Source organism: Azospirillum sp. TSO22-1 (assembly GCF_003116015.1).
In the GTDB taxonomy this organism is placed as follows: domain Bacteria; phylum Pseudomonadota; class Alphaproteobacteria; order Azospirillales; family Azospirillaceae; genus Azospirillum.
In genome coordinates this window covers 1-18,604 of record NZ_LGQZ01000059.1, presented here as the reverse complement: position 1 = coordinate 18,604, position 18,604 = coordinate 1, and the positions used below count along the sequence as shown (strand labels likewise).

Here is an 18,604-nt window from a genome sequence, read left to right as displayed (position 1 = left end):
TGTCGCCAGCGTTACGGATGCCAGACCTTGAGGCCGCCGGGCGTCCCGACAATCACGCTGGACGCCTTGCCAATGAACAATCCCGTCTCGATGACGCCTACGATGGCGTGAAGCCGCTTGTCGAGTTCGGAAGGATCCGGGATTTCCCCAAAGTCGCAGTCGACGAGGTGGTGGCCGCCATCGGAGAGAAACGGTACACCGTCCGACATCCTCAGGACGGGTGCGCCACCGGCGTCTCCCAGACGCTCCATCGTCACCTCGGCGCCGAACGGAACGATCTCGACGGGCAGGGCGGAGCGCTGTCCGAGCCGGTCGACCAGTTTGCTCGCGTCGACGATCACGATCAGCCGGCGGCTGGCACAGGCGACGATCTTCTCGCGCAGCAGGGCACCGCCACGCCCCTTGATCAGGCTGAGCGTTCCCCGTTCCACTTCGTCGGCACCGTCGATGGTGAGGTCGATCCACCGATGCGCGGCGAAGCTCGTCAACGGGATGCCCAACCGCCGCGCCAGCGCGGCCGTGCGCTCGGAGGTCGGAATGCCCTGGACGCGCAGCCCACGGGCGACGCGCTCCGCAAGAGCCTTCAGGGCGAACGTGGCCGTCGAGCCGGTCCCCAGGCCCAGCACCATCCCGTCCTCGACGGCCTCCACGGCGGCTCGGGCGGCGCGCCGCTTCGCTTCGGACGGATCGGGCGATGCGGTCATCGGTCATGGCCTCCGGTCAAGGTCCGGTCAACGGCGCCGCGGCGGCCGCGGCGTCCACGAAGATCGTCAGATCCCCCGCCGGGTGCAGCCGCGCGGCGGGCAGGGTCGTGTCGCCGCGATGGAATCGCGCGAAGACCGCGCGCTTGCCTTCCCCGGCAATCAGGAAGGCGACGTGACGGCTGCTCCCGAGCGCCGGGAAGGTCAGGGTGATCCGGGGTTCCGGCTGTGCGCCGAGCACGGCGGCGACCCAGTCGTTCCGCTCGTCGAGGGCAGGGGTGCCGGGGAACAGCGAGGCCGTGTGGCCGTCGGGACCGAGGCCGAGCAGCGTCACGTCGAAGAGCGGACGGGCCGGATCGAGACGGGGGGCACCGTAGAACGCCACGAGGTTCCGTTGATACGCGCGCGCGGCCTCCTGCGGGCTCACGCCGACGGTTGGAACCGGGTGGACGTTTCCCGCCGGCACGGGAGCCTTGGTCAACAGGGACTCGCGCGCCATGCGCAGGTTGCTCTTCGCATCGTCCGGCGGGACGAAGCGCTCGTCGCCCCAGAACCAATGCACCCGCGCCCATGGGAACCGGTCGCGGAGCGGAGGCTCGGCAAGCCGCTCATAGAGCCGGCGCGGGGTCGAGCCGCCGGCGAGCGTGACCGCGAAGCGCTTGTCCGGATGCTCGACGGCCCGCTCGGTCAGCCACTGTGCCGCCGCATCGGCGAGGGCCTCCGCGTCGGGAAGCACGGTGACGGTGGTCGTGCCCATCGGACGTCGTCCTCCCCCTTCTCAGGCGACCGACCGCCAGCGGCGGCCGTCGCGGGCGAGCAGGTCGTCGGCCTCGCGCGGCCCTTCGCTGCCGGCGGCGTAGGCCGCAAGCCCGTCGCCTGGACGCGCGCGCCAAGCGTCGAGGATCGGCTGCACCACCGACCAGCCGGCCTCGACGTAGTCGGCGCGCTGGAACTGCGTCGCGTCGCCCATCATGCAGTCGTAGATCAGCGTCTCGTACCCGGTGCTCGGCGCGGCGTTGAAATAGTCCTTGTACTCCATGACCATGCGCACGCCCTCGATCCGCAGGCGCGGGCCGGGGACCTTCGCGTTGAATTGCAGCGCGATGGCCTCGTCCGGCTGCACGCCCACCACCAGGAAGTTCTGCGCCAAGCGCTCGACGGGCGTGTTGCGGAAAAGGGAGTAGGGCGCCTGCTTGAACTTGATGGCGATCTCGGTCCGGCGCGCCGCCAGCGACTTGCCGGTGCGCAAGTAGAACGGCACCCCGGCCCAGCGCCAGTTGTCGATGTGCAGGAGCATCGCGACATAGGTTTCCGTATGGCTGTCCGCGGCGACGTCCGACGCCGCACGGTATGCCGTCACCGGCTTGCCCTTCACCGCACCGGCGCCGTATTGGGCCCGGACGACGTGTGTGCCCACCTCGTCGGGCGTGAAGCGGTGGACGGCGTCGAACACCTTCGCCTTCTCGGTGTGCACGGCGTCGGCGTCGAAGCAGGTCGGCGGTTCCATCGCCGTCAGCGCCAGCAACTGGAACAGATGGTTCGGCACCATGTCGCGGAGCGCGCCGGTGGCGTCGTAGAATCGGCCGCGGTGTTCCACCGAGACCGTTTCCGCCACGGTGATCTGGACGTGGTCGATGTGGTTGCGGTTCCACAAGGGCTCGAACAGGCCGTTGGCGAACCGCGCCACCATGATGTTCTGGACGGTCTCCTTCCCGAGATAGTGGTCGATCCGGTAGATCTGCTGCTCGCCGAGCACGGTCAGCAGCTCGGCATTCAGGTTGCGCGCCGAGGGGAGGTCGGTTCCGAACGGCTTTTCGACGATGACGCGGCGCCACGCACCGCCCTCTTCGCGCACGAGACCGGCCGCGCCGAGGTTGCGGACGATGGGGCCGAACGCGGAGGGTGGGGTCGCGAGATAGAACAGGGCGTTGCCGTCCGTCTCGAACCGGGTGGTCGCGACCGCGAGCCGGTCACGGAGCCGCCGGCAGGTCTCGGCGTCGGCGAAGTCACCCGCGACATGGAAGAGGCGGCCGAGCAGCGCGTCGGCAACGCCGGGCACCACCGCTTCGGTCGCGAACTCCCGCAGCCCTTCGCCGATCGCGGCGCGGAACGCCTCGTCGGACATGGCGTTGCGGGAGACGCCGACGATCGCGAAGCGGTCCGACAGCAGGCCGCGGGCCGCAAGGTTGTAGAGCGCCGGGATCAGCAGCCTCTTGGCGAGGTCGCCGGCGGCGCCGAAGATCACGATGGCGCAGGGCGGCGCCGGCGTGGCGTCCTCCATCGCCGTGGCCGGGCCGAGCCGGGCCGGGGTTTGCGCGGTCATCGCGTCTCCTCCCCTTCCAAATCGGCGCTCGGGGGTTCGACGTGGCCGCCGAAGCCCTTGCGCATCGCGGAGAGGATCTTCTCGGCGAAAGTGTGGTGCCGGCGGGAGCGGAAACGGGCGTAGAGGGCGGCGGAGAGCACCTCGGCCGGCACAGCCTCCTCGATCGCGGCGATCAGCGTCCAGCGCCCCTCGCCGGAATCCTGCACGTGGCCGGGAAAGTCATCGAGCGCCGGGCTCTCGGCGAGCGCCGCCGCGGTGAGGTCGAGGAGCCAGGAGGTGATGACGCTGCCGCGCCGCCACACCTCGGCGATGTCCGCCAGGTCGAAATCGAACCGATGCTCGGCGGGCAGGGCGTCGCTGGCGGCGTTCTTCAGGATGTCGAAGCCTTCGGCGTAGGCCTGCATCAGGCCGTACTCGATGCCGTTGTGGATCATCTTCACGAAATGCCCGCTGCCGGTCGGTCCCGTGTGGAGGTACCCGCGCTCGGCCCGCGGGTCCCGTCCCTCGCGGTTCGGTGTCCGCGGCGCGTCGCCGGGACCGGGCGCCAGGGCGGCGAAGATCGGGTCGAGCCGGTCGACGACCGTCCGGTCGCCACCGATCATCATGCAGTAGCCGCGCTCCAGCCCCCAGACGCCGCCCGAGGTGCCGACATCCAGATAGTGCAGGCCTTTCTCCGTCAGCGCCGCGGCGCGGCGGACATCGTCCTTCCAGAAGGAATTGCCGCCGTCGATGACGGCGTCGCCCGGCTCCAGAAAGCCGGCGAGTTGGGAGACGGCCGCTTCCGTGACGCTGCCGGCTGGCAGCATCACCCAGACCGCGCGCGGCCGGTCCAGCTTGCCGACGAGATCGCGGGGATCGGCGGCGGCGAGAGCGCCGTCCGCCACGACCGCGCGAACGGCGTCGCCGCTGCGGTCATAGACCACGCAGTGGTGGCCCGCCCGCATGAGGCGGCGCGCGATGTTGGCTCCCATGCGGCCGAGCCCGATCAGTCCAAGCTGCATCCGAACGCCTCCTCTCTTCCGGCACGCGGCTCAGCGACGGCGGAGCGTCGCCTTGGCGATCTGATCCCTGGCGGCGGCAACGACGGCATCGGGCGTGAAGCCGAACCTGGTCAGCAGATCCTTCAGCGGCGCCGACGCTCCGAAACCGTGCATGCCGATCTTGGCGCCGGTCATGCCGACATAGCGGTCCCAGCCGATGACCGAGCCCTGCTCGACCGAGACCCGTGCCGTCACCTCGGGCGGCAGCACGCCCTCGCGATAGGCCTCGTCCTGCCGCTCGAAGAGTTCCCAGGAGGGCATGCTGACGACGCGCGCCGCGACGCCCTCCGCCGCGAGCCGCTCGAAGGCCGCGATGCACAGGGACACCTCGCTGCCGGTCCCGATCAGGATGACCTCCGGCTCCCGTCCGTCCGCCGGGTTGGCAAGCACATAGGCGCCGCGCGCCAGCCCGGCGGCGGAGGCGTAGCGCGTCCGGTCGAGGGTCGGCACGGCCTGGCGCGTCAAGGCGAGGCACGCGGGGCCGTGCCGTAAATTGATGATCACGCGCCATGCCTCGACCACCTCGTTGGCGTCGGCCGGGCGAAGCACGATCAGGCCGGGGATCGCACGCAGGCCGACGAGCTGCTCGACCGGCTGGTGGGTCGGCCCATCCTCGCCCAGGCCGATGGAATCATGGGTGAAGATCCAGATGCAGGGCAGCTCCATCAGCGCCGACAGCCGCAGCGGCGGCTTCATGTAGTCGCTGAAGATCAGGAAGCTGGAGCCGAAGGCGCGGATCTTCGACAGCGCCAGCCCATTCACCACGGCGCCCATGGCGTGCTCCCGCACGCCGAAATGCAGGTTGCGGCCGCCCGGCTCCGCCGGTTCGAGATCGCCGGCGCCCGCGACGGTGAGCCGCGTTTTGGTCGATGGCGCCAGATCGGCGGCGCCGCCGATGAGCGTGGGATGGTGGGCGGCGATGGCGTTCAGCACCGTGCCGGACGAATCCCGCGTCGCGAGCCCCTTCGGATCGGCCGGGAAGCTGGGCAGGGCGGTGTCCCAGCCCGGCGGTGGCTGGCGCCTCTGCATGCGCTCCACCGCGTCGGCGAGGTCGGGGTGGGCGGCGCGGTAGCGCTCGAACAGGGCGAGCCAGCCGTCGCGCCGCCGCCGGCCGCGCCGCGCGACGCCCTGTTGGAAATGCTCGTACACACTGTCCGGGACGAGGAAATGCGCATCCTCCGGCCAGCCGTAGCGGCGCTTGGCAAGCCGGACCTCGTCTTCCCCCAGCGGCTCGCCGTGCGCGGCGTTGGTGTCCTGCTTGTGCGGGGCGCCGTAGCCGATGTGGCTGTGGACGAGGATCAGCGTCGGGCGGTCCGGGGTGCTGCGGAAGCGCTCGAGCGCGTGCACCAGCGCGGCGGTGTCGTTGGCGTCGTCCACCCGCGACACGCTCCAGCCGTAGCCGGCGAACCGGGCGGCGACGTCCTCGTTGAAGGTGATGTCCGTGGGGCCTTCGATGGAGATCCGGTTGCTGTCGTAGATCCAGCACAGGTTCGCCAGCTTGAGGTGGCCGGCGAGCGACGCCGCCTCGCTCGCCACGCCCTCCATCATGTCGCCGTCGCCGCACAGCGTGTAGACGTCGTAATCGAAGACCGGGAACTCCGGACGGTTGAAGCGCGCCGCCAGCCAGCGGGCGGCGATCGCCATGCCGACGCTGTTGCCACAGCCCTGGCCGAGCGGGCCGGTCGTCGCCTCCACGCCGGAGGTCAGGTGGTATTCGGGGTGCCCCGGACATTTGCTGCCCAGCTGGCGGAAGTGTCTGATGTCGTCCAGGGTGACCGCGGCGGTGCCGGGACGTTCGTCATCCGCGTTGCCCGCCTTGACGCCGGTCAGGTGGAGGATCGCGTAGAGCAGCATCGACGCGTGCCCGGCCGACAGCACGAACCGGTCGCGGTTCGGCCAGATCGGATCGTCGGGATCGAAGCGCAGGAACCGCTGCCAGACCGTGTAGACGACCGGCGCCATGGCCATCGGCGTGCCGGGATGACCGGATTTGGCCTGCTCGACCGCGTCCATGGACAACGTGCGGATCGTGTCGATGCAGAGGTCGTCTGGATTCCCCGGATCGTGGTGGAGTTTCGATCCACCGGAGTGGCCGTTGCCCATCGGTCGGTCCTTTTCGAACGGTGCCCACGATGCCCAGTCGTGCAGCGCGCCCTCATGGGCATTCAGAGTGGACCGCCCGGAGCGCTTGTCGATACGGGACTTCCCATTTCGCTCCGAGGTCGGGCGACGCTCTCTCGTTTGCTCCGGTGCGCCGAATTGCAGCGCAGCTGACAGTCTCCTGTACGAGCCTCAATTGAAATCGATGTTGGAGAGAGTTTCCGGGCACTTTATCGCCAGCATGGCAAACGCCCGGTCATGCCGCTGTGTCAGCAGGGAAAGCTGAACAATCTCCTGCCTGGTCGCCGGCTGCTCTCCCTGCCGGCTGATGTCGGCCGCCAGCTTGTCGAACAGTTTCTTCGTGTTGACGACCTCGTCCACCAGCTGACCACAGGTGGCGTTGCCGTAGGTGAGCCCGAATGCGCTGCCGGGGATGGCTGCCGCCAGGACAGCAAGGACGGCGGCGGTGATCTTGAGCATGTTTCCCTCCTGTGAGAGCGCCTTGCTCTCCGTGGCACCAGGATGCGGGCGCATGTTGTCCCGCGATCAATCCTTTATCATCGGCGCTCGAACGTGCCTTGGCGCCTATCATCGCGGCCGCGTACCATGCGGTCGGCGGCGACGTGGCTGCTCGGGTCGGTGAGGGGCGTCGGGTTGCGTTCGTCGACCGCGGTCCCCGAGGCGCCGGCCTCGGTTGGGGGCGGGGCCGCTGGGAGCAGGGCGTCCGCCTTGACCGCCTCGACGGTTTCGGCGAGCGTCGCCACGGTGATGAAGGTCTCACCGTCCGGTGCGGCCAGCGCACCGGTGCCGGTGCTCAAGATCGCCACGACGACCCGCGTGCCGCTGCCGAAGTGTCCACGGACGCGCCGGACCAGACGCAGGCTCTGCGCCCGACTGAGCGTCATCCCCACCAGGCAAACCTCGCAGACCTCCTCCTTCGGCAAGCTTTCCATGCGGCGGACCAGGGGGCGCGCCTCGGCCGTCAGCCCCTCGCGGCGCAGCAGATCCGCCAGCACGATGGCCGCGGCGGCGTCGATCTCGCTGAAGGCCGGCAGGCAGAGGACGCTGCCCTTGCGGCGCAGCAGGGAAACCACGCTGTCCGGCTGCGGGGCCTCGCCCTTCGGCGGGCTTGGCGCCTCGGGCTCGTCGGACAGCGCCTCGACGATCTCCCCCGTCACCTCGGCGATGGTGCCGCGCGTTTCGCGCGGCATGCCGCCGGCGCGCCGGTCCTCCTCGGCGAGGCGAAGCGCCGGGATGACCACGTTCTCATAGACGTGGTGCAGGGGCCGCCCCTCCGCCTCCTCCTCGCAGATGCCGATGGCCTCGACGGCGTCGCCCGCCAGCATGCGCTGGTACAGCCTGGTTTCGGGCGACAATGCCGGACGGTCGCCCAGGATCACCTCCAGGAAGTGCAGTTGCGGCACGTGCCGGCCGAGCACCACGAGGCAGACGGTGAGCGGCGTCGCCAGCAGCAGGCCCACCGGCCCCCAGATCATCGTCCAGAAGATCGCGGCGACCAGCACCGACAGCGGCGACAGCCCGGTGCTCGATCCGTAGAGCCAGGGCTCGACCACGTTCCCGGCCGCCATCTCCAGCACGACGAAGATGGCCAGCGTCAGCAGCGGCATCGTCCAGCCGGGCGACACCGCCAGCGCCACCATGATGGGCAGGCTCGCGGCGATGAACGAGCCGATGAACGGGACGAACCGCATCAGCCCGGCGATGATGCCCCACAGCAGGGGATTGGGCAGTCCGACCGCCCACAGACCGAGCCCGATCACCGTCCCGAACGCGCTGTTGAGGATGAACTGCGCCAGCAGGTAGCGGCTGAGCCGGCTGACACCGTCGTCGATGGCGGTGGTGGTGCGTTGCAGATCGGCCGACCCGGCCAGCCGGATCAGACGGTTGCGCAGATCCTCCCGCTGCAGGAGGATGACGATCATGAAGACGATGACGATGCCGGCCGACGCCAGCGGCGCCAGGATCGGCCCGGCATACTCGCCGATGACCTGGAGCGGCGAGGATTTCGCCTGAACCTCGACGGCGACGGGCTTCTGCGCCGCGCCGGGCGCGGCCGTCGATCCGTCCGACGCCCTGGCGATGGCCTTCTCCAGATCTCTGCCGAGGTTGGTCATCTGCCGCAGCAATCCGCCCTCGGGGGCGGCGTCGCGCACGCTGTTGATCTTGTCGAGCAGGTTCTGCTCGTACTCCGGGATCTTGCGGGCGAGGTCGACCGCCTGCACCGAGACGACGGCGGTGACGCCGCCGAGGATGAGGAACATCAGGAGCGTGACGGCGATGACGGCCGGGGTCTTCGGCACGCTCCAGCGTTGCAGCCGCTTGATGATCGGCGCCAGCGCGAAGCTGAAGAGGATGGCGAGCGCCAGCGGTTGAAGCACTGCCCGGCCGAAGTACAGCGCCAGCACCACCGCGGCCATGGCGACGATCAGCGTGATCACCGTGGTCGATGGTGCCGCGGAAGCGACCCCTGCCCCGTGACGTTCCGAGGGTGTGGTGATGGCCGATGCCACGTTTTCAGGTCTCCCGAAGTGTTCGGTCACGCGGCGGCGTTACCAATCCCTCGCATCGAGCGGGAAGGCACGTTCCTCTCGGCGTTGATCGACCAATCTTTGGAGGCCGCGGACAGCGTTCATCAACGCGTCGACCCGACTGGCCACGGCCCTGTCACCGGACGGGCCATGACGTTTGGTATCCAAGCCAAACTGACGAACGAGCCCGGAAATGCGCTCCGTCAGGATCTCGATAGCATCGTGCGCAACCATACCGCACCTCCCGCTTAATTAAGCTTGAGCGATTTCGGGAATAATCAATACAGAAATGCGAATCAACCTGAAATATCCACGGTAATGACAATTTACGAAAAATAAGTCATTTGAAAATTGACCAGACGAATTGTCTTGTTTTGCGAGGTGGTGGCGCGAAAACGTGCGGCGGTTTTCGCGTTTCTTCTTTTTGGTCTTGCGACTCCGTTGTGTTGGGCTGTCGATGCGGGAGCAGGCGATCGATTTTCCGCGCAGCGGACAACGTGTCGTCGTGGTCCTGTGCTTCTTTCGAGAGTTGTGCCGCTCCCGCGCCATTCCCCGGCCGCCAGCTTGTCCACCAACCGTTGGCCGTCGTGGCGGCCGGCGCCCCAGCCGGCGGGCCGGGCATTTGCCTCGGCACCCCGTTGATGAGGAAACCGCGGCAGAGCGTCACCCCAGGGTCGGAAGCGGGTTCTCCTCGATTCTGTTGAGCATGCCCGCCCGGTCGCCGGCCTCTTTGTGGCTGAGGCGGTGCAGCGGGAAGCCGTTGAGGCAAGCCACTTTTCCGGTGCCGAGTTCGATCACCATCCAGCCGCTACCCGCCGGGTCGATGATCAAGTCGTAGATGCGTTTCATCATGGTGAAGGTCCTGTTGGAAGAGGGAGGGGCGCGCCGCAGTCGAGCGCGAGGCATACGCTTCGGCGTCACGCTGATTTCAAAATATATCCTGGTAACGTTCATGTGGGGCGCCTGACGCCGCCCACCGTTGCGCAGACGTACATGCCTCACTATTGGCCATGCCGCGCTCCGGAATGCTCCATCCGGCTACCCGACGCTGGCCTTTGTCTGTACAATAAAGCGCCGGGCATGGACGTGTCGGTGACGCCGGCAAGAGAGAAACGGCAGCATGTCGTTCGCGTCGTTTGTCTTCCCTTGACGGTCGTTTAGCATGGCGCATGCCGCACAGCCGAGGGCATGCCGTTGGGCCAGGGCACCATCCGCGACGAGATCTGGAATCAGCCGATCTCAGCCATCCTCGAAAGCCTGGGTGCGACCGCCGCCGGCCTGAGCCGGACCGAGGTGGAGGCGCGCCGTCGGCACTACGGCCTCAACCAGCCGCAGGCGCATCGCCGTCGGCCGCTGTGGCTGCAATTCCTGGCCCGCTTCCTCAACCCGCTGGTCCTGATCCTGCTGTTCGCCAGCGGCCTGTCGGCGGCCACCGGCAACGTCACCAGCTTCGTGATCGTCATCGTGATGGTCGTGCTCAGCGTCACCCTGGACTTTGTCCAGGAAATGCGGGCCGAGAACGCCGTGGAGGCGTTGCGCCGCACCGTCGCTGTGCGCGTCCAGGTCCGCCGCGACGGCGCGGAGGTGTCGGAGCCGGTGGACCGGCTGGTCCCCGGCGACGTGGTCCGTCTGGCCGCCGGCGATCTGGTGCCGGCCGACTGCCGCCTCATCGACGCGCGCGACCTGTTCGTCAACCAGGCCATGCTGACCGGGGAGCCCTACCCGGCGGAGAAGCGCGTCGATGCACCCGCCACCCCGGTGCAAGATCCCGGCGAGGCGCTCAACACCGTCTTCATGGGCACCTCGGTGATCAGCGGCAGCGCCATTGCCGTGGTCTGCCGGACCGGCGACGCCACGGCGTTCGGCCAGTTGAGCGGCACCCTGCAGGCTCCGCCGCCGCCCACCGCCTTCGAGCTGGGCGTCCGCCAGTTCGGCTTCCTCATCCTGCGCCTGACAATCTTCCTGGTGCTGTTCGTGCTGGCGGTGAACGTGCTGTTCCACCGGCCCTGGCTGGAGTCGTTGATGTTCGCCTTGGCGCTGGCGGTCGGGCTGACGCCGGAACTGCTGCCGATGATCGTCACCGTCACGCTGGCGCGCGGGGCGATGCGGCTGGCGCAGCGCCGGGTCATCGTCAAGCGGCTGGCCGCCATGCACAACGTCGGCGCCATGGACGTGCTGTGCACCGACAAGACCGGGACGCTGACCGAGGCGACGATCCGCATGGTCCGGCACCTGGATTTCCGCGGCGAGGAGAGCGAGCGGGTGTTCCGGCTGGCCTACCTGAACAGTTGTTTCGAGAGCGGCATCAAGAGCCCGCTGGACGAGGCCATCCTCGCCTACCGCACCCTGGACGTGACCGGCTGGCAGAAGATCGACGAGGTGCCGTTCGACTTCGAGCGGCGGCGTGTCTCCGTTCTCGTTGCCGATGGCGCGGAGCGGCTGCTGGTGGTCAAGGGGGCGCCGGAGGACGTGCTGCGGCAGTCCACCCATTACGAGGGCGAGGCGGGCGTGGAGAAACCGCTCGACCCGGCGGCGCGGGCGGAACTGGACGCCCTGTTCCAGATGCTGGGGGCGGACGGCTTCCGGGTGCTGGCGATCGCGTCCAAGGCGATGGGGCCGGAGCACACCTCCGCCGCGCTGGGGGACGAAAGCGAACTGGCCTTCGCCGGCTACGCGGTCTTCCTCGATCCGCCCAAGGCGAGCGCCATGGCGGCGATCCACGCCCTGACCGGGGCCGGGGTGGCGGTCCGTATCCTGACCGGCGACAACGAACGGGTGACGCGGCACGTCTGCACCGAGCTTGGCCTGACCGTCACCGGCCTGATCACCGGGGACGATCTGCGGGCGATGAGCGAGGAGGCGCTGCGCGCCCGCCTCGCCAAGGTCAACGTGTTCTGCCGGGTGACGCCGGCGCAGAAGGAACGGGTGCTGTTGGCCTACAAGCGGTCCGGCCGGGTGGTCGGCTTCCTCGGCGACGGGATCAACGACGCCTCGGCCATCCACGCCGCCGACGTCGGCATCTCGGTGGACAGCGCCGCCGACGTCGCCAAGGAGGCGGCCGGCCTCATCCTGCTCGACCACGATCTGTCGGTGGTGCACGAGGCGGTGATGGAGGGACGCCGGACGGTGCAGAACGTCACCAAGTACATCCTGATGGGCAGCAGCTCGAACTTCGGCAACATGTTCAGCATGGCGGGAGCGTCGCTGTTCCTGCCCTTCCTGCCGATGCTGCCGACACAGGTTCTGCTCAACAACCTGCTGTACGACGCGTCGGAGGCCGGCGTTCCGCTCGACCACGTCGAGGCTGAAGCGTTGGCCAAGCCGGTGCAGTGGGACCTGCGGTTGATACAGCGCTTCATGCTGGTGCTGGGGCCGGTCAGCTCGCTGTTCGACTTCCTGACCTTCTACACCCTGCTTCACCTGTTCAATGCCGATGAAGCGCTGTTCCAGACCGGATGGTTCGTGGAGAGCCTCGCCACCCAGGTGCTGGTCATCTTCGTGATCCGCACCCGCCGCAGCCCGTGGCTCAGCCGGCCGCACCCGGTCCTGGCCGGGCTGACGCTGGGGGCCGCCGCCATCGGCGCGCTGCTGCCGCTGACGCCGCTGGGGGCCTTCTTCGGCTTCGTGGCGCCGCCGGTTTCCTTCTACCTGTTCCTGGGGGCGGCGGTCGCCACCTATCTGGCCCTGGTGGAAATCGCCAAGCGGCTGTTCTACCGCTACGTCGCCCCGCGGCAACGAACGCTGCGTCGGCGCCCGGCGGGTGCCGGAACGTAATGCCGTGTCATCCCGCCGCCGGGCGTGGGCGTAGAGTGCCGCCACCGTGCAGGAGGTTTTGTCGCAGGGATGCGCCACCAAGGTCCGACGGAGTCATCGTGCGTTTCCCGGAAGGTTCCACCGGGTCTCGGGGGCGGGGCGTTCGAGGAGGTCAGGCCACCGGGCCGTGGATCAGCACGAACAGCAGCACGGCCAGCAGGACGGCGACGGGAATCACCAGCGGCGGCACGAAATGCTCCTTCATGGCTGTCCACGGTGTCGGAAGCGGTGCCGTCAGGGGCGGTTGCATGGTCATCGTCCTGCTCCTTGTTCGGTGGGTCGTGTTCAGGTGCTTGACGGAGAGGCCGGCGCGGCAGGGTCCGCCCGCTCCACTGGCCCCAGGGCTTCGTTCAGTTCGTCCGGGTCGATGAGGGCCGTCTGTGCGCCGCCATCCGGCCCCGCCTGTTGGGGCAGGCGGATCCAGGTCGCGATGCGCCGGTACGCGGCGAAGGAGAGGGGCTCGATCAGTTCCTCGTCGGTCTCCACGACGTAGGTTCCCGCCGGCCGCTCAGCGTCCATGCCGCGCAGTGCGAAGGGGTGGGTGAAGGTGACGGTCTTGATGGTCGTGCGGGTGGTGGTCATCGGAGGATCTCCCGGGCAGGTCAGGCGGCGGTCTTGAGCAGACCCGTTTGGCCCGCCGGCGCCTGCACTGCCGGCGCTTGATCGGCCAGCGCGAGGGCCACGGCGGGGTTCATGCTGTCGACCATCGAGGTCGGGATCAGGATGGTCGTCCCGCGTTCCTTGGTGGTCTCGTAGATGATGTTCATGGCGCGCAGGTGGAGGGCCGCGGGGTGGCCGGCGTACAGCGTCGCCGCCTCGACGAACTTCCCGGCGATCTCCGCCTCCGCCGAGCCGAGGATGACGCGCGCCTGCTTCTCGCGCTCGGCCTGCGCCTGGCGGGACATGGCGTCCTGCAGCGCCACCGGGATGGCGACGTCGCGGATCTCGACGGAGGTGACGGAGACACCCCATTCCGCGGTCTTGCGGCCGATCTCGTCCCGCAGATGCGCGTCGGCGGCCTTGCGGTCGGACAGCAGGGCGGCCAGCATGGACGAGCCGATCATCTCGCGCAGCGAGGTCTGGGCCACGCGGTCGATGGCTTCGCGATAGTTGGTGATCTCCAGGGCGGCGCTGCGCGCGTCGTGGACGTGCCAGAAGATGATGGCGTCGACGTTGACGGGAACGGTGTCCTTGGTCAGCGCCTGCTCGGCGTTGAAGGCGGTGGTCTGGATGCGCTCGTCGATCACCGCGGTCACGCTGTCGACGATGGGCAGGATCAGGAACAGCCCCGGCCCCTTGACGCCCAGCAGCTTGCCGGCGCGCAAAACAACGAATTTTTGCCAGGTGTTGGCCATCTTGAGCGAGAGCCCGACGACAACCGCGGCGAGAACGAACGGCAGGGCGAGGAGAGGGCTGACCATGGCCCCGACCGCGAGGCCGGGAAGAAGGAAGGCGAGCGCCAGGGAAAGCGTGATGGGGTTCATCATATCTGCGACTCCTTGCCGAAGGGGCGGCTCATCGCCGCCCGATGTAGACGTACACGCACAGCATCACGGCGATGGCGAACGACAGCACGAAGGTGAGGCCGTACACCGTCATCCCACTGGACGAGGCACCGGCGAGCGCCCGTTCCGACGACTGCCACAGGTAGGTGAGCAACAGCACCACTGTGTTCATCACGGAGAAGGCGGTCGCCGCGTAGAGGATCAGGCGCATGAGGCCTCCTCACCGGCGGCATTCCAGAATGATCAGGAGTGGGGATGTCTTTTGGTGTGGGCGCCGCCGGGGCGGCCACACGGCTCGGCATCCAGCGCAATTCACCGGCATCGCCGGTCAAGGAATCGTGCGATCATAAAAGATATGGTGCGGTTTTTACCTTCGGCGCCGGGAGCACCCGGCGCATGAACCAACGATCCATCGGTTGTCTCGGAATAGTCGCCGCGGAAATGTTGCCAGCGTCTTGCGCGTCCTTGTCCGTCAAAAGACGGCTTTCCGTTAGGCTCGTTCTTCGGCGAAGCCCGCCATGATGATCGCCCGGCCCTTCGCCAGAATGTCCTCCATTGCCTTTTCATCCTCGGCCGTCATGGGGGCTTTCGCAACGCCGCCGATCTCCTCGCGGACATGCTGCCGTCCAACGTCGATGTTCGGGCGGAGATGCGCTTGGCCTTGCGGGGCGTTCGGAAACACCCAATGGAACTCGAGCCGCTCATCCGAGCAGATACGGGTGATCTCGCCGCGCTCGTTGAAGGTCAGGCTGACACGGTTCACGTTCAATCTCCTGGTTCATTCGTTCATTCAGGGGGCTCCAGGCGTCTATTCCGGCCATTGAGCGCCGCCGTCATCCTCCCAAACCGCGATCCGCCCTCGCAAATCTTTCCGGCCTTGGCTCTCCTTCGCCAGCACAGAATAGATTGAGCCGGGGTCGATGACGTTGACCCTGTCGCCGTCGGCAAGCTCCTCGATGTTCCCATAGAGGGTGGCAGCCCCGTCCGGACCGCACCAATAAGCCGTGAGTTGGCCCCAGACGCTCCAGCACTGAAGTCCATCGTTTTCCATGGTCACCTCGCGTGGATTGCGATTGTGGGTAAGATGGCGTTCCATGGCGATGCTCCTTTGTTCGCCCTCACTCGATGGAATTCGGGGGCCCGTGCCTTCGCCCGTTTCTACCAGTTGATTGCCTCATCGAGGCCGGAGGCGCGTCGCTTCCTGCGTCCATCAACAAGTCTTTCGAGGCGGTGAACGGCTTCCACCAACTCATCGATCTGTTTGGTGGCTGCGCGGTCATCGGACAGACCATGCCCTTTCCTATCCAAACCAAACTGGCGTACAAGCGCAGACGCACGGCTTGTCAGATTTTCGACTGCATCATAGGACATCGCATTAACCTCCCTCCAAGACGTTGTTATGCGCAACCGAAGCCTTGATACGATCGGCTCGCATCGCAGACCTCGATCTGGGATGGCGCCTCCGCACCCATCAGGTTGTCTGGAGGAAGCTGCGCGTTTGTTGATTGCGTGGCTCGTGCACTGTCAACCGGATCTGCTATCCGGAAAAAGCCGAGATCACCAGCCCTGCAATCAAGCCTATGGTCATGCCAAGGACCAAATGCGCCATAAGTTTCCACTTCGGTGCGGACAGAGCCCAGGCGGCGCGCTCAGAAATAGCCCAATTTGATAGCGGCGAGGATTGGGCGCGCATTAAGACCTCCTTTTTAAGTGGTCCGTATTGAATATGGTGTTGAAAATCATGCTTTGATATGCGTGCAGAAAATATATTTTTTGGTTCCTGTATAAAAATCGCACACCAGAATCCACGAACAACCGTTCTTGTTGACGGGCACTCAGAGAGATGCGCTCATCGTCTCCCAGATGGCCACCAACGCGATCGTAAACAGCAAGAGGACCCCGACCAGCGCGGCGCAGAGCAGTGCACCGTCTTCCTCCAGGTAGGCGAAGGCGATCAGGACAATGAGAAGGGCAGAGGGGACGTTGCTCAAGGGGACGGGGATGAAGAGGCTTGTGCCAAGCAGCAGGACGGCACCGCCGACCACCCGCTTGGTTGCCGCGAACGGGGTGGCCCAGCGCGGGCGGATGAACCGTTCCAGGTATCGCAACACCGGAACGGTCCGGCGGATGATCGCGGTGAGCCGCCGGGTCTCGACGTGACGGGTGGCGACGCGGCGAGGAAACACGGGGCCGGGACGATCCAGGATCATCTGGAACGCGACGATCGTGAGCAGCACGCCGGCCATGGCCGACACGCCCGGAAGCACGCCGAGGAGCGCCAGGAGAAGGAGAATGACGCCGAAAGAACGACGGCCAAGCCTCCCGGAGAGCCAGTCCAACGTGACGTGCTCTCCGGGTGATTCCCCGAGAATCCCGTTCAGCACCACGGACGTGGGCACGCGCGTGATCATGACAATACCCCCCGAGACGGCTGATCCATCGGGAGAGGGGACCGGTTGGCCGGCTCGGGAGGGTGGAACACGTGGGCAGGTGATGCCATGAACCTGTCGCAGATGGGCCTGTTCATCGCCGCCGCCTCGGTCATCGCGGTTTCCGTTACCCTACTATACCGGCGCGGCCGCCTCAGCGAGGCTGGGTTGGCCGGCGTGCTGATCGGCATCGCCGCCGTGGTGGCGTGGATGCTCGCCGGTCGGTGATGGGCCTCCTCCGCAAGGCCCGGAGGGAAATGCCCATGCCGCAGTTGGCCTCGGGCAGAACGAAAGACCACCAGCGATGTTGATGCCGGGGAACGTCCGCAACGACCGTCTCCGGCGCCGTTCGAACCCTGATCGCCCGCCACGGTCGGCCAGCCACTGCCGGATGGGGCAAACGACGAGGGGGTTTTTCCCATGGGCACCGAGAGAGGCACGGAGCATCACCGACGGCGGCACCAAGCCCGTGGAGGCGGCGCAGCCACGAACCGGGAGAACAGTGAGGCCGGGATGGATGGCGGTCCGGACCGGCTGCCCTTGCGACCCGACATGGCGCTGGGCCTTTGGACGTCCTGGATGGAGGCCAACGCCGGCGCCGTCCGGGATTGGAGCGGTGCAGGCAGGCCATGGTGGCAGGTCTCGTCCGATGATCTCACCGGCACCGTGCTGGAGGCCGGAACCCGGCAACTCAACGAGTTCCTGGCCAAGGACCCGGTGCTCCGGTCCATCGACGGCCTGTGGAACGCCAACCCCTTCCGCACCATCGTGCCGGTCGACTGGGCGGAAGTCGCCCGCGCGCTCCGGACCGTGTGGATGCTGTCGCTCGGCCGTCCGGACAAGACCGTCCGCAAGGCCGCCGATGTCCAGGCGGCGGTCTGGACGTCCGCGATGGAGGCCTGGAACGATGCGGGCCGCCGCTGGTGGGGCATGGCCGACGGCACGGCGGCGGACGGGGCCAGGTCCGGCCCGGCGCCCGATGGCGACAAGCGCTTCGTCGCGCCGGAATGGCACGCCAACCCGGCCTACCGCACGCTCAAGGAGATGTACCTGCTGGCCTCCGGCTGGCTGCTGGAGCAGGGCGAGCGCGCCGATGGCCTCGACGATGCCGAACGGCAGCGGCTGACCTTCCACCTCCGCCAGTTCGTCGACGCGATGAGCCCGACGCTTTTGCTGTTCTCCAACCCCGCCGCTTTGCGCCGGGTGCTGGAAACCGGTGGCGTCAGCCTGGCCGACGGTGCGCGCAACCTGCTCTCGGACCTGAAGGAAGGCCGCCTCAGCATGGTGGACGCTACCGCCTTCGAGCCGGGGCGCAATCTGGCGACGACCCCCGGCAAGGTGGTCCACCGCAACCGGCTGATCGAGCTGATCCAGTACCAGCCGGCGGGCGGAACGGTGCACGCGGTGCCGCTGCTCATCATGCCGCCGTGGATCAACAAGTACTACATCCTCGACCTGCAGCCGAAGAACTCGATGGTGCGCCATCTGGTCGGACAGGGGTTCACGGTGTTCGTGATCTCGTGGAAGAACCCGGACGCCTCGATGGACGGCGTCGGGTTCGAGGACTATATGGACCTCGGCCCACTGGAGGCCGCCGAAATGGTGCGCGACATCACCGGGGCCACGTCCATCAACGTGATGGGCTACTGCATCGGCGGCACGCTGCTCGCCATCACGCTCGCCTGGCTCGCCGCGAAGCGCGACACCCGGTTCAACGCCGCCACCTTCATGGTGTCGCTCCAGGACTTCTCCCATGTCGGTGACACGGCGGTGTTCCTGGGCGAGCCGACGGTGGACTTCATCGAACAGCAGATGATGGAGCGCGGCTATCTCGACAGCCGGGAGATGAGTAACATGTTCAACCTCCTGCGCTCCAACGACCTGATCTGGTCGAACGTCGTCAACAACTACCTCATGGGCAACAAGGCGCCGGCCTTCGACCTGCTGTACTGGAACAGCGACGGCACCCGCATGGCGCGGGCGGCGCACAGCTGGTACCTGCGCAACACCTACGTCGAGAACAACCTGATCGTTCCGGGCAAGGTGAGGCTCAAGGGCGCGGCCATCGACCTCGGGCGCATCCCGCAGGACGTCTACGCGGTCGGCGCGGAGAAGGACCACATCGTGCCCTGGGATGCCGCGTG

19 protein-coding genes are annotated in these 18,604 nt (G+C 67.4%); 3 read left to right on the top strand and 16 right to left on the bottom strand.

What is annotated here, in order from left to right:
- Positions 1-11: 11 nt before the first annotated feature.
- The 8 genes from rpiA to TSO221_RS16060 all read right to left on the bottom strand — a co-directional run bounded on the left by rpiA (position 12) and on the right by TSO221_RS16060 (position 9,565).
- Entirely contained in the window at positions 12-704 is a 693-nt protein-coding gene (gene rpiA, locus TSO221_RS16100; RefSeq protein WP_109119530.1) for a ribose-5-phosphate isomerase RpiA, read from the bottom strand.
- 16 nt (positions 705-720) lie between these two features.
- Positions 721-1,458 carry a 6-phosphogluconolactonase gene (gene pgl, locus TSO221_RS16095; protein WP_109119529.1) on the bottom strand — a complete coding sequence of 246 codons (738 nt, stop codon included), beginning with the start codon at positions 1,456-1,458 and terminating at the stop codon, positions 721-723.
- Between the two features lie 21 nt (positions 1,459-1,479).
- Positions 1,480-3,024: a glucose-6-phosphate dehydrogenase gene (gene zwf, locus TSO221_RS16090; protein ID WP_199229497.1), complete on the bottom strand. Its 1,545-nt coding sequence runs from the start codon at positions 3,022-3,024 to the stop codon at positions 1,480-1,482.
- Positions 3,021-4,025 carry a phosphogluconate dehydrogenase (NAD(+)-dependent, decarboxylating) gene (gene gnd / locus TSO221_RS16085; RefSeq protein ID WP_109119528.1) on the bottom strand — a complete coding sequence of 335 codons (1,005 nt, stop codon included), beginning with the start codon at positions 4,023-4,025 and terminating at the stop codon, positions 3,021-3,023. The genes zwf and gnd overlap by 4 nt, the downstream gene beginning before the upstream one ends.
- 30 nt (positions 4,026-4,055) lie before the next feature.
- A complete protein-coding gene (tkt, locus tag TSO221_RS16080) occupies positions 4,056-6,167 on the bottom strand; it encodes a transketolase (RefSeq protein ID WP_109119527.1) in 2,112 nt (703 codons plus the stop codon).
- A gap of 189 nt (positions 6,168-6,356) precedes the next feature.
- On the bottom strand, positions 6,357-6,644 hold the full coding sequence (locus TSO221_RS16075) for a hypothetical protein (protein ID WP_109119526.1): 288 nt from the start codon (positions 6,642-6,644) through the stop codon (positions 6,357-6,359).
- A gap of 77 nt (positions 6,645-6,721) precedes the next feature.
- Positions 6,722-8,695, bottom strand: coding sequence for an AI-2E family transporter (locus TSO221_RS16070; protein WP_146208827.1), 1,974 nt, complete (start codon positions 8,693-8,695; stop codon positions 6,722-6,724).
- Positions 8,696-9,376: 681 nt separating this feature from the next.
- Entirely contained in the window at positions 9,377-9,565 is a 189-nt protein-coding gene (locus TSO221_RS16060; RefSeq protein WP_109119523.1) for a hypothetical protein, read from the bottom strand.
- 336 nt (positions 9,566-9,901) lie between these two features.
- Between TSO221_RS16060 and mgtA the strand changes: the two genes are divergently transcribed.
- Complete coding sequence (gene mgtA, locus TSO221_RS16055) at positions 9,902-12,487, top strand: magnesium-translocating P-type ATPase (RefSeq protein WP_109119522.1); 2,586 nt, start codon at positions 9,902-9,904, stop codon at positions 12,485-12,487.
- Between the two features lie 151 nt (positions 12,488-12,638).
- On the opposite strand, the gene TSO221_RS35470 is transcribed toward mgtA, so the two are convergent.
- The 8 genes from TSO221_RS35470 to TSO221_RS16030 form a co-directional block, all read right to left on the bottom strand.
- Positions 12,639-12,782 carry a hypothetical protein gene (locus TSO221_RS35470; protein ID WP_158284111.1) on the bottom strand — a complete coding sequence of 48 codons (144 nt, stop codon included), beginning with the start codon at positions 12,780-12,782 and terminating at the stop codon, positions 12,639-12,641.
- A gap of 29 nt (positions 12,783-12,811) precedes the next feature.
- Positions 12,812-13,108 carry a hypothetical protein gene (locus tag TSO221_RS16050; protein WP_109119521.1) on the bottom strand — a complete coding sequence of 99 codons (297 nt, stop codon included), beginning with the start codon at positions 13,106-13,108 and terminating at the stop codon, positions 12,812-12,814.
- Between the two features lie 20 nt (positions 13,109-13,128).
- A complete protein-coding gene (locus tag TSO221_RS16045) occupies positions 13,129-14,013 on the bottom strand; it encodes a slipin family protein (RefSeq protein ID WP_247878077.1) in 885 nt (294 codons plus the stop codon).
- 28 nt (positions 14,014-14,041) lie between these two features.
- The gene (locus tag TSO221_RS16040) at positions 14,042-14,242 is read right to left on the bottom strand and encodes a hypothetical protein (RefSeq protein ID WP_109119520.1); all 201 of its coding nucleotides are present in this window, start codon (positions 14,240-14,242) and stop codon (positions 14,042-14,044) included.
- Positions 14,243-14,521: 279 nt separating this feature from the next.
- Positions 14,522-14,794 (bottom strand): hypothetical protein, encoded by a 273-nt coding sequence (locus tag TSO221_RS16035; protein ID WP_109119519.1) that lies wholly within the window; start codon positions 14,792-14,794, stop codon positions 14,522-14,524.
- A 45-nt stretch (positions 14,795-14,839) separates the two neighbouring features.
- The gene (locus tag TSO221_RS35045) at positions 14,840-15,127 is read right to left on the bottom strand and encodes a hypothetical protein (RefSeq protein ID WP_146208826.1); all 288 of its coding nucleotides are present in this window, start codon (positions 15,125-15,127) and stop codon (positions 14,840-14,842) included.
- A 62-nt stretch (positions 15,128-15,189) separates the two neighbouring features.
- Complete coding sequence (locus TSO221_RS35040; protein WP_146208825.1) at positions 15,190-15,402, bottom strand: hypothetical protein; 213 nt, start codon at positions 15,400-15,402, stop codon at positions 15,190-15,192.
- A 464-nt stretch (positions 15,403-15,866) separates the two neighbouring features.
- The gene (locus tag TSO221_RS16030; protein ID WP_109119518.1) at positions 15,867-16,442 is read right to left on the bottom strand and encodes an exopolysaccharide biosynthesis protein; all 576 of its coding nucleotides are present in this window, start codon (positions 16,440-16,442) and stop codon (positions 15,867-15,869) included.
- An 87-nt stretch (positions 16,443-16,529) separates the two neighbouring features.
- Between TSO221_RS16030 and TSO221_RS35465 the strand changes: the two genes are divergently transcribed.
- Both TSO221_RS35465 and TSO221_RS16025 read left to right on the top strand, forming a co-directional pair.
- On the top strand, positions 16,530-16,688 hold the full coding sequence (locus TSO221_RS35465; protein WP_158284110.1) for a hypothetical protein: 159 nt from the start codon (positions 16,530-16,532) through the stop codon (positions 16,686-16,688).
- Positions 16,689-16,973: 285 nt separating this feature from the next.
- Positions 16,974-18,604 (top strand): alpha/beta fold hydrolase (locus tag TSO221_RS16025; protein WP_109119517.1); only part of this gene is annotated, 1,631 nt, incomplete at its 3' end.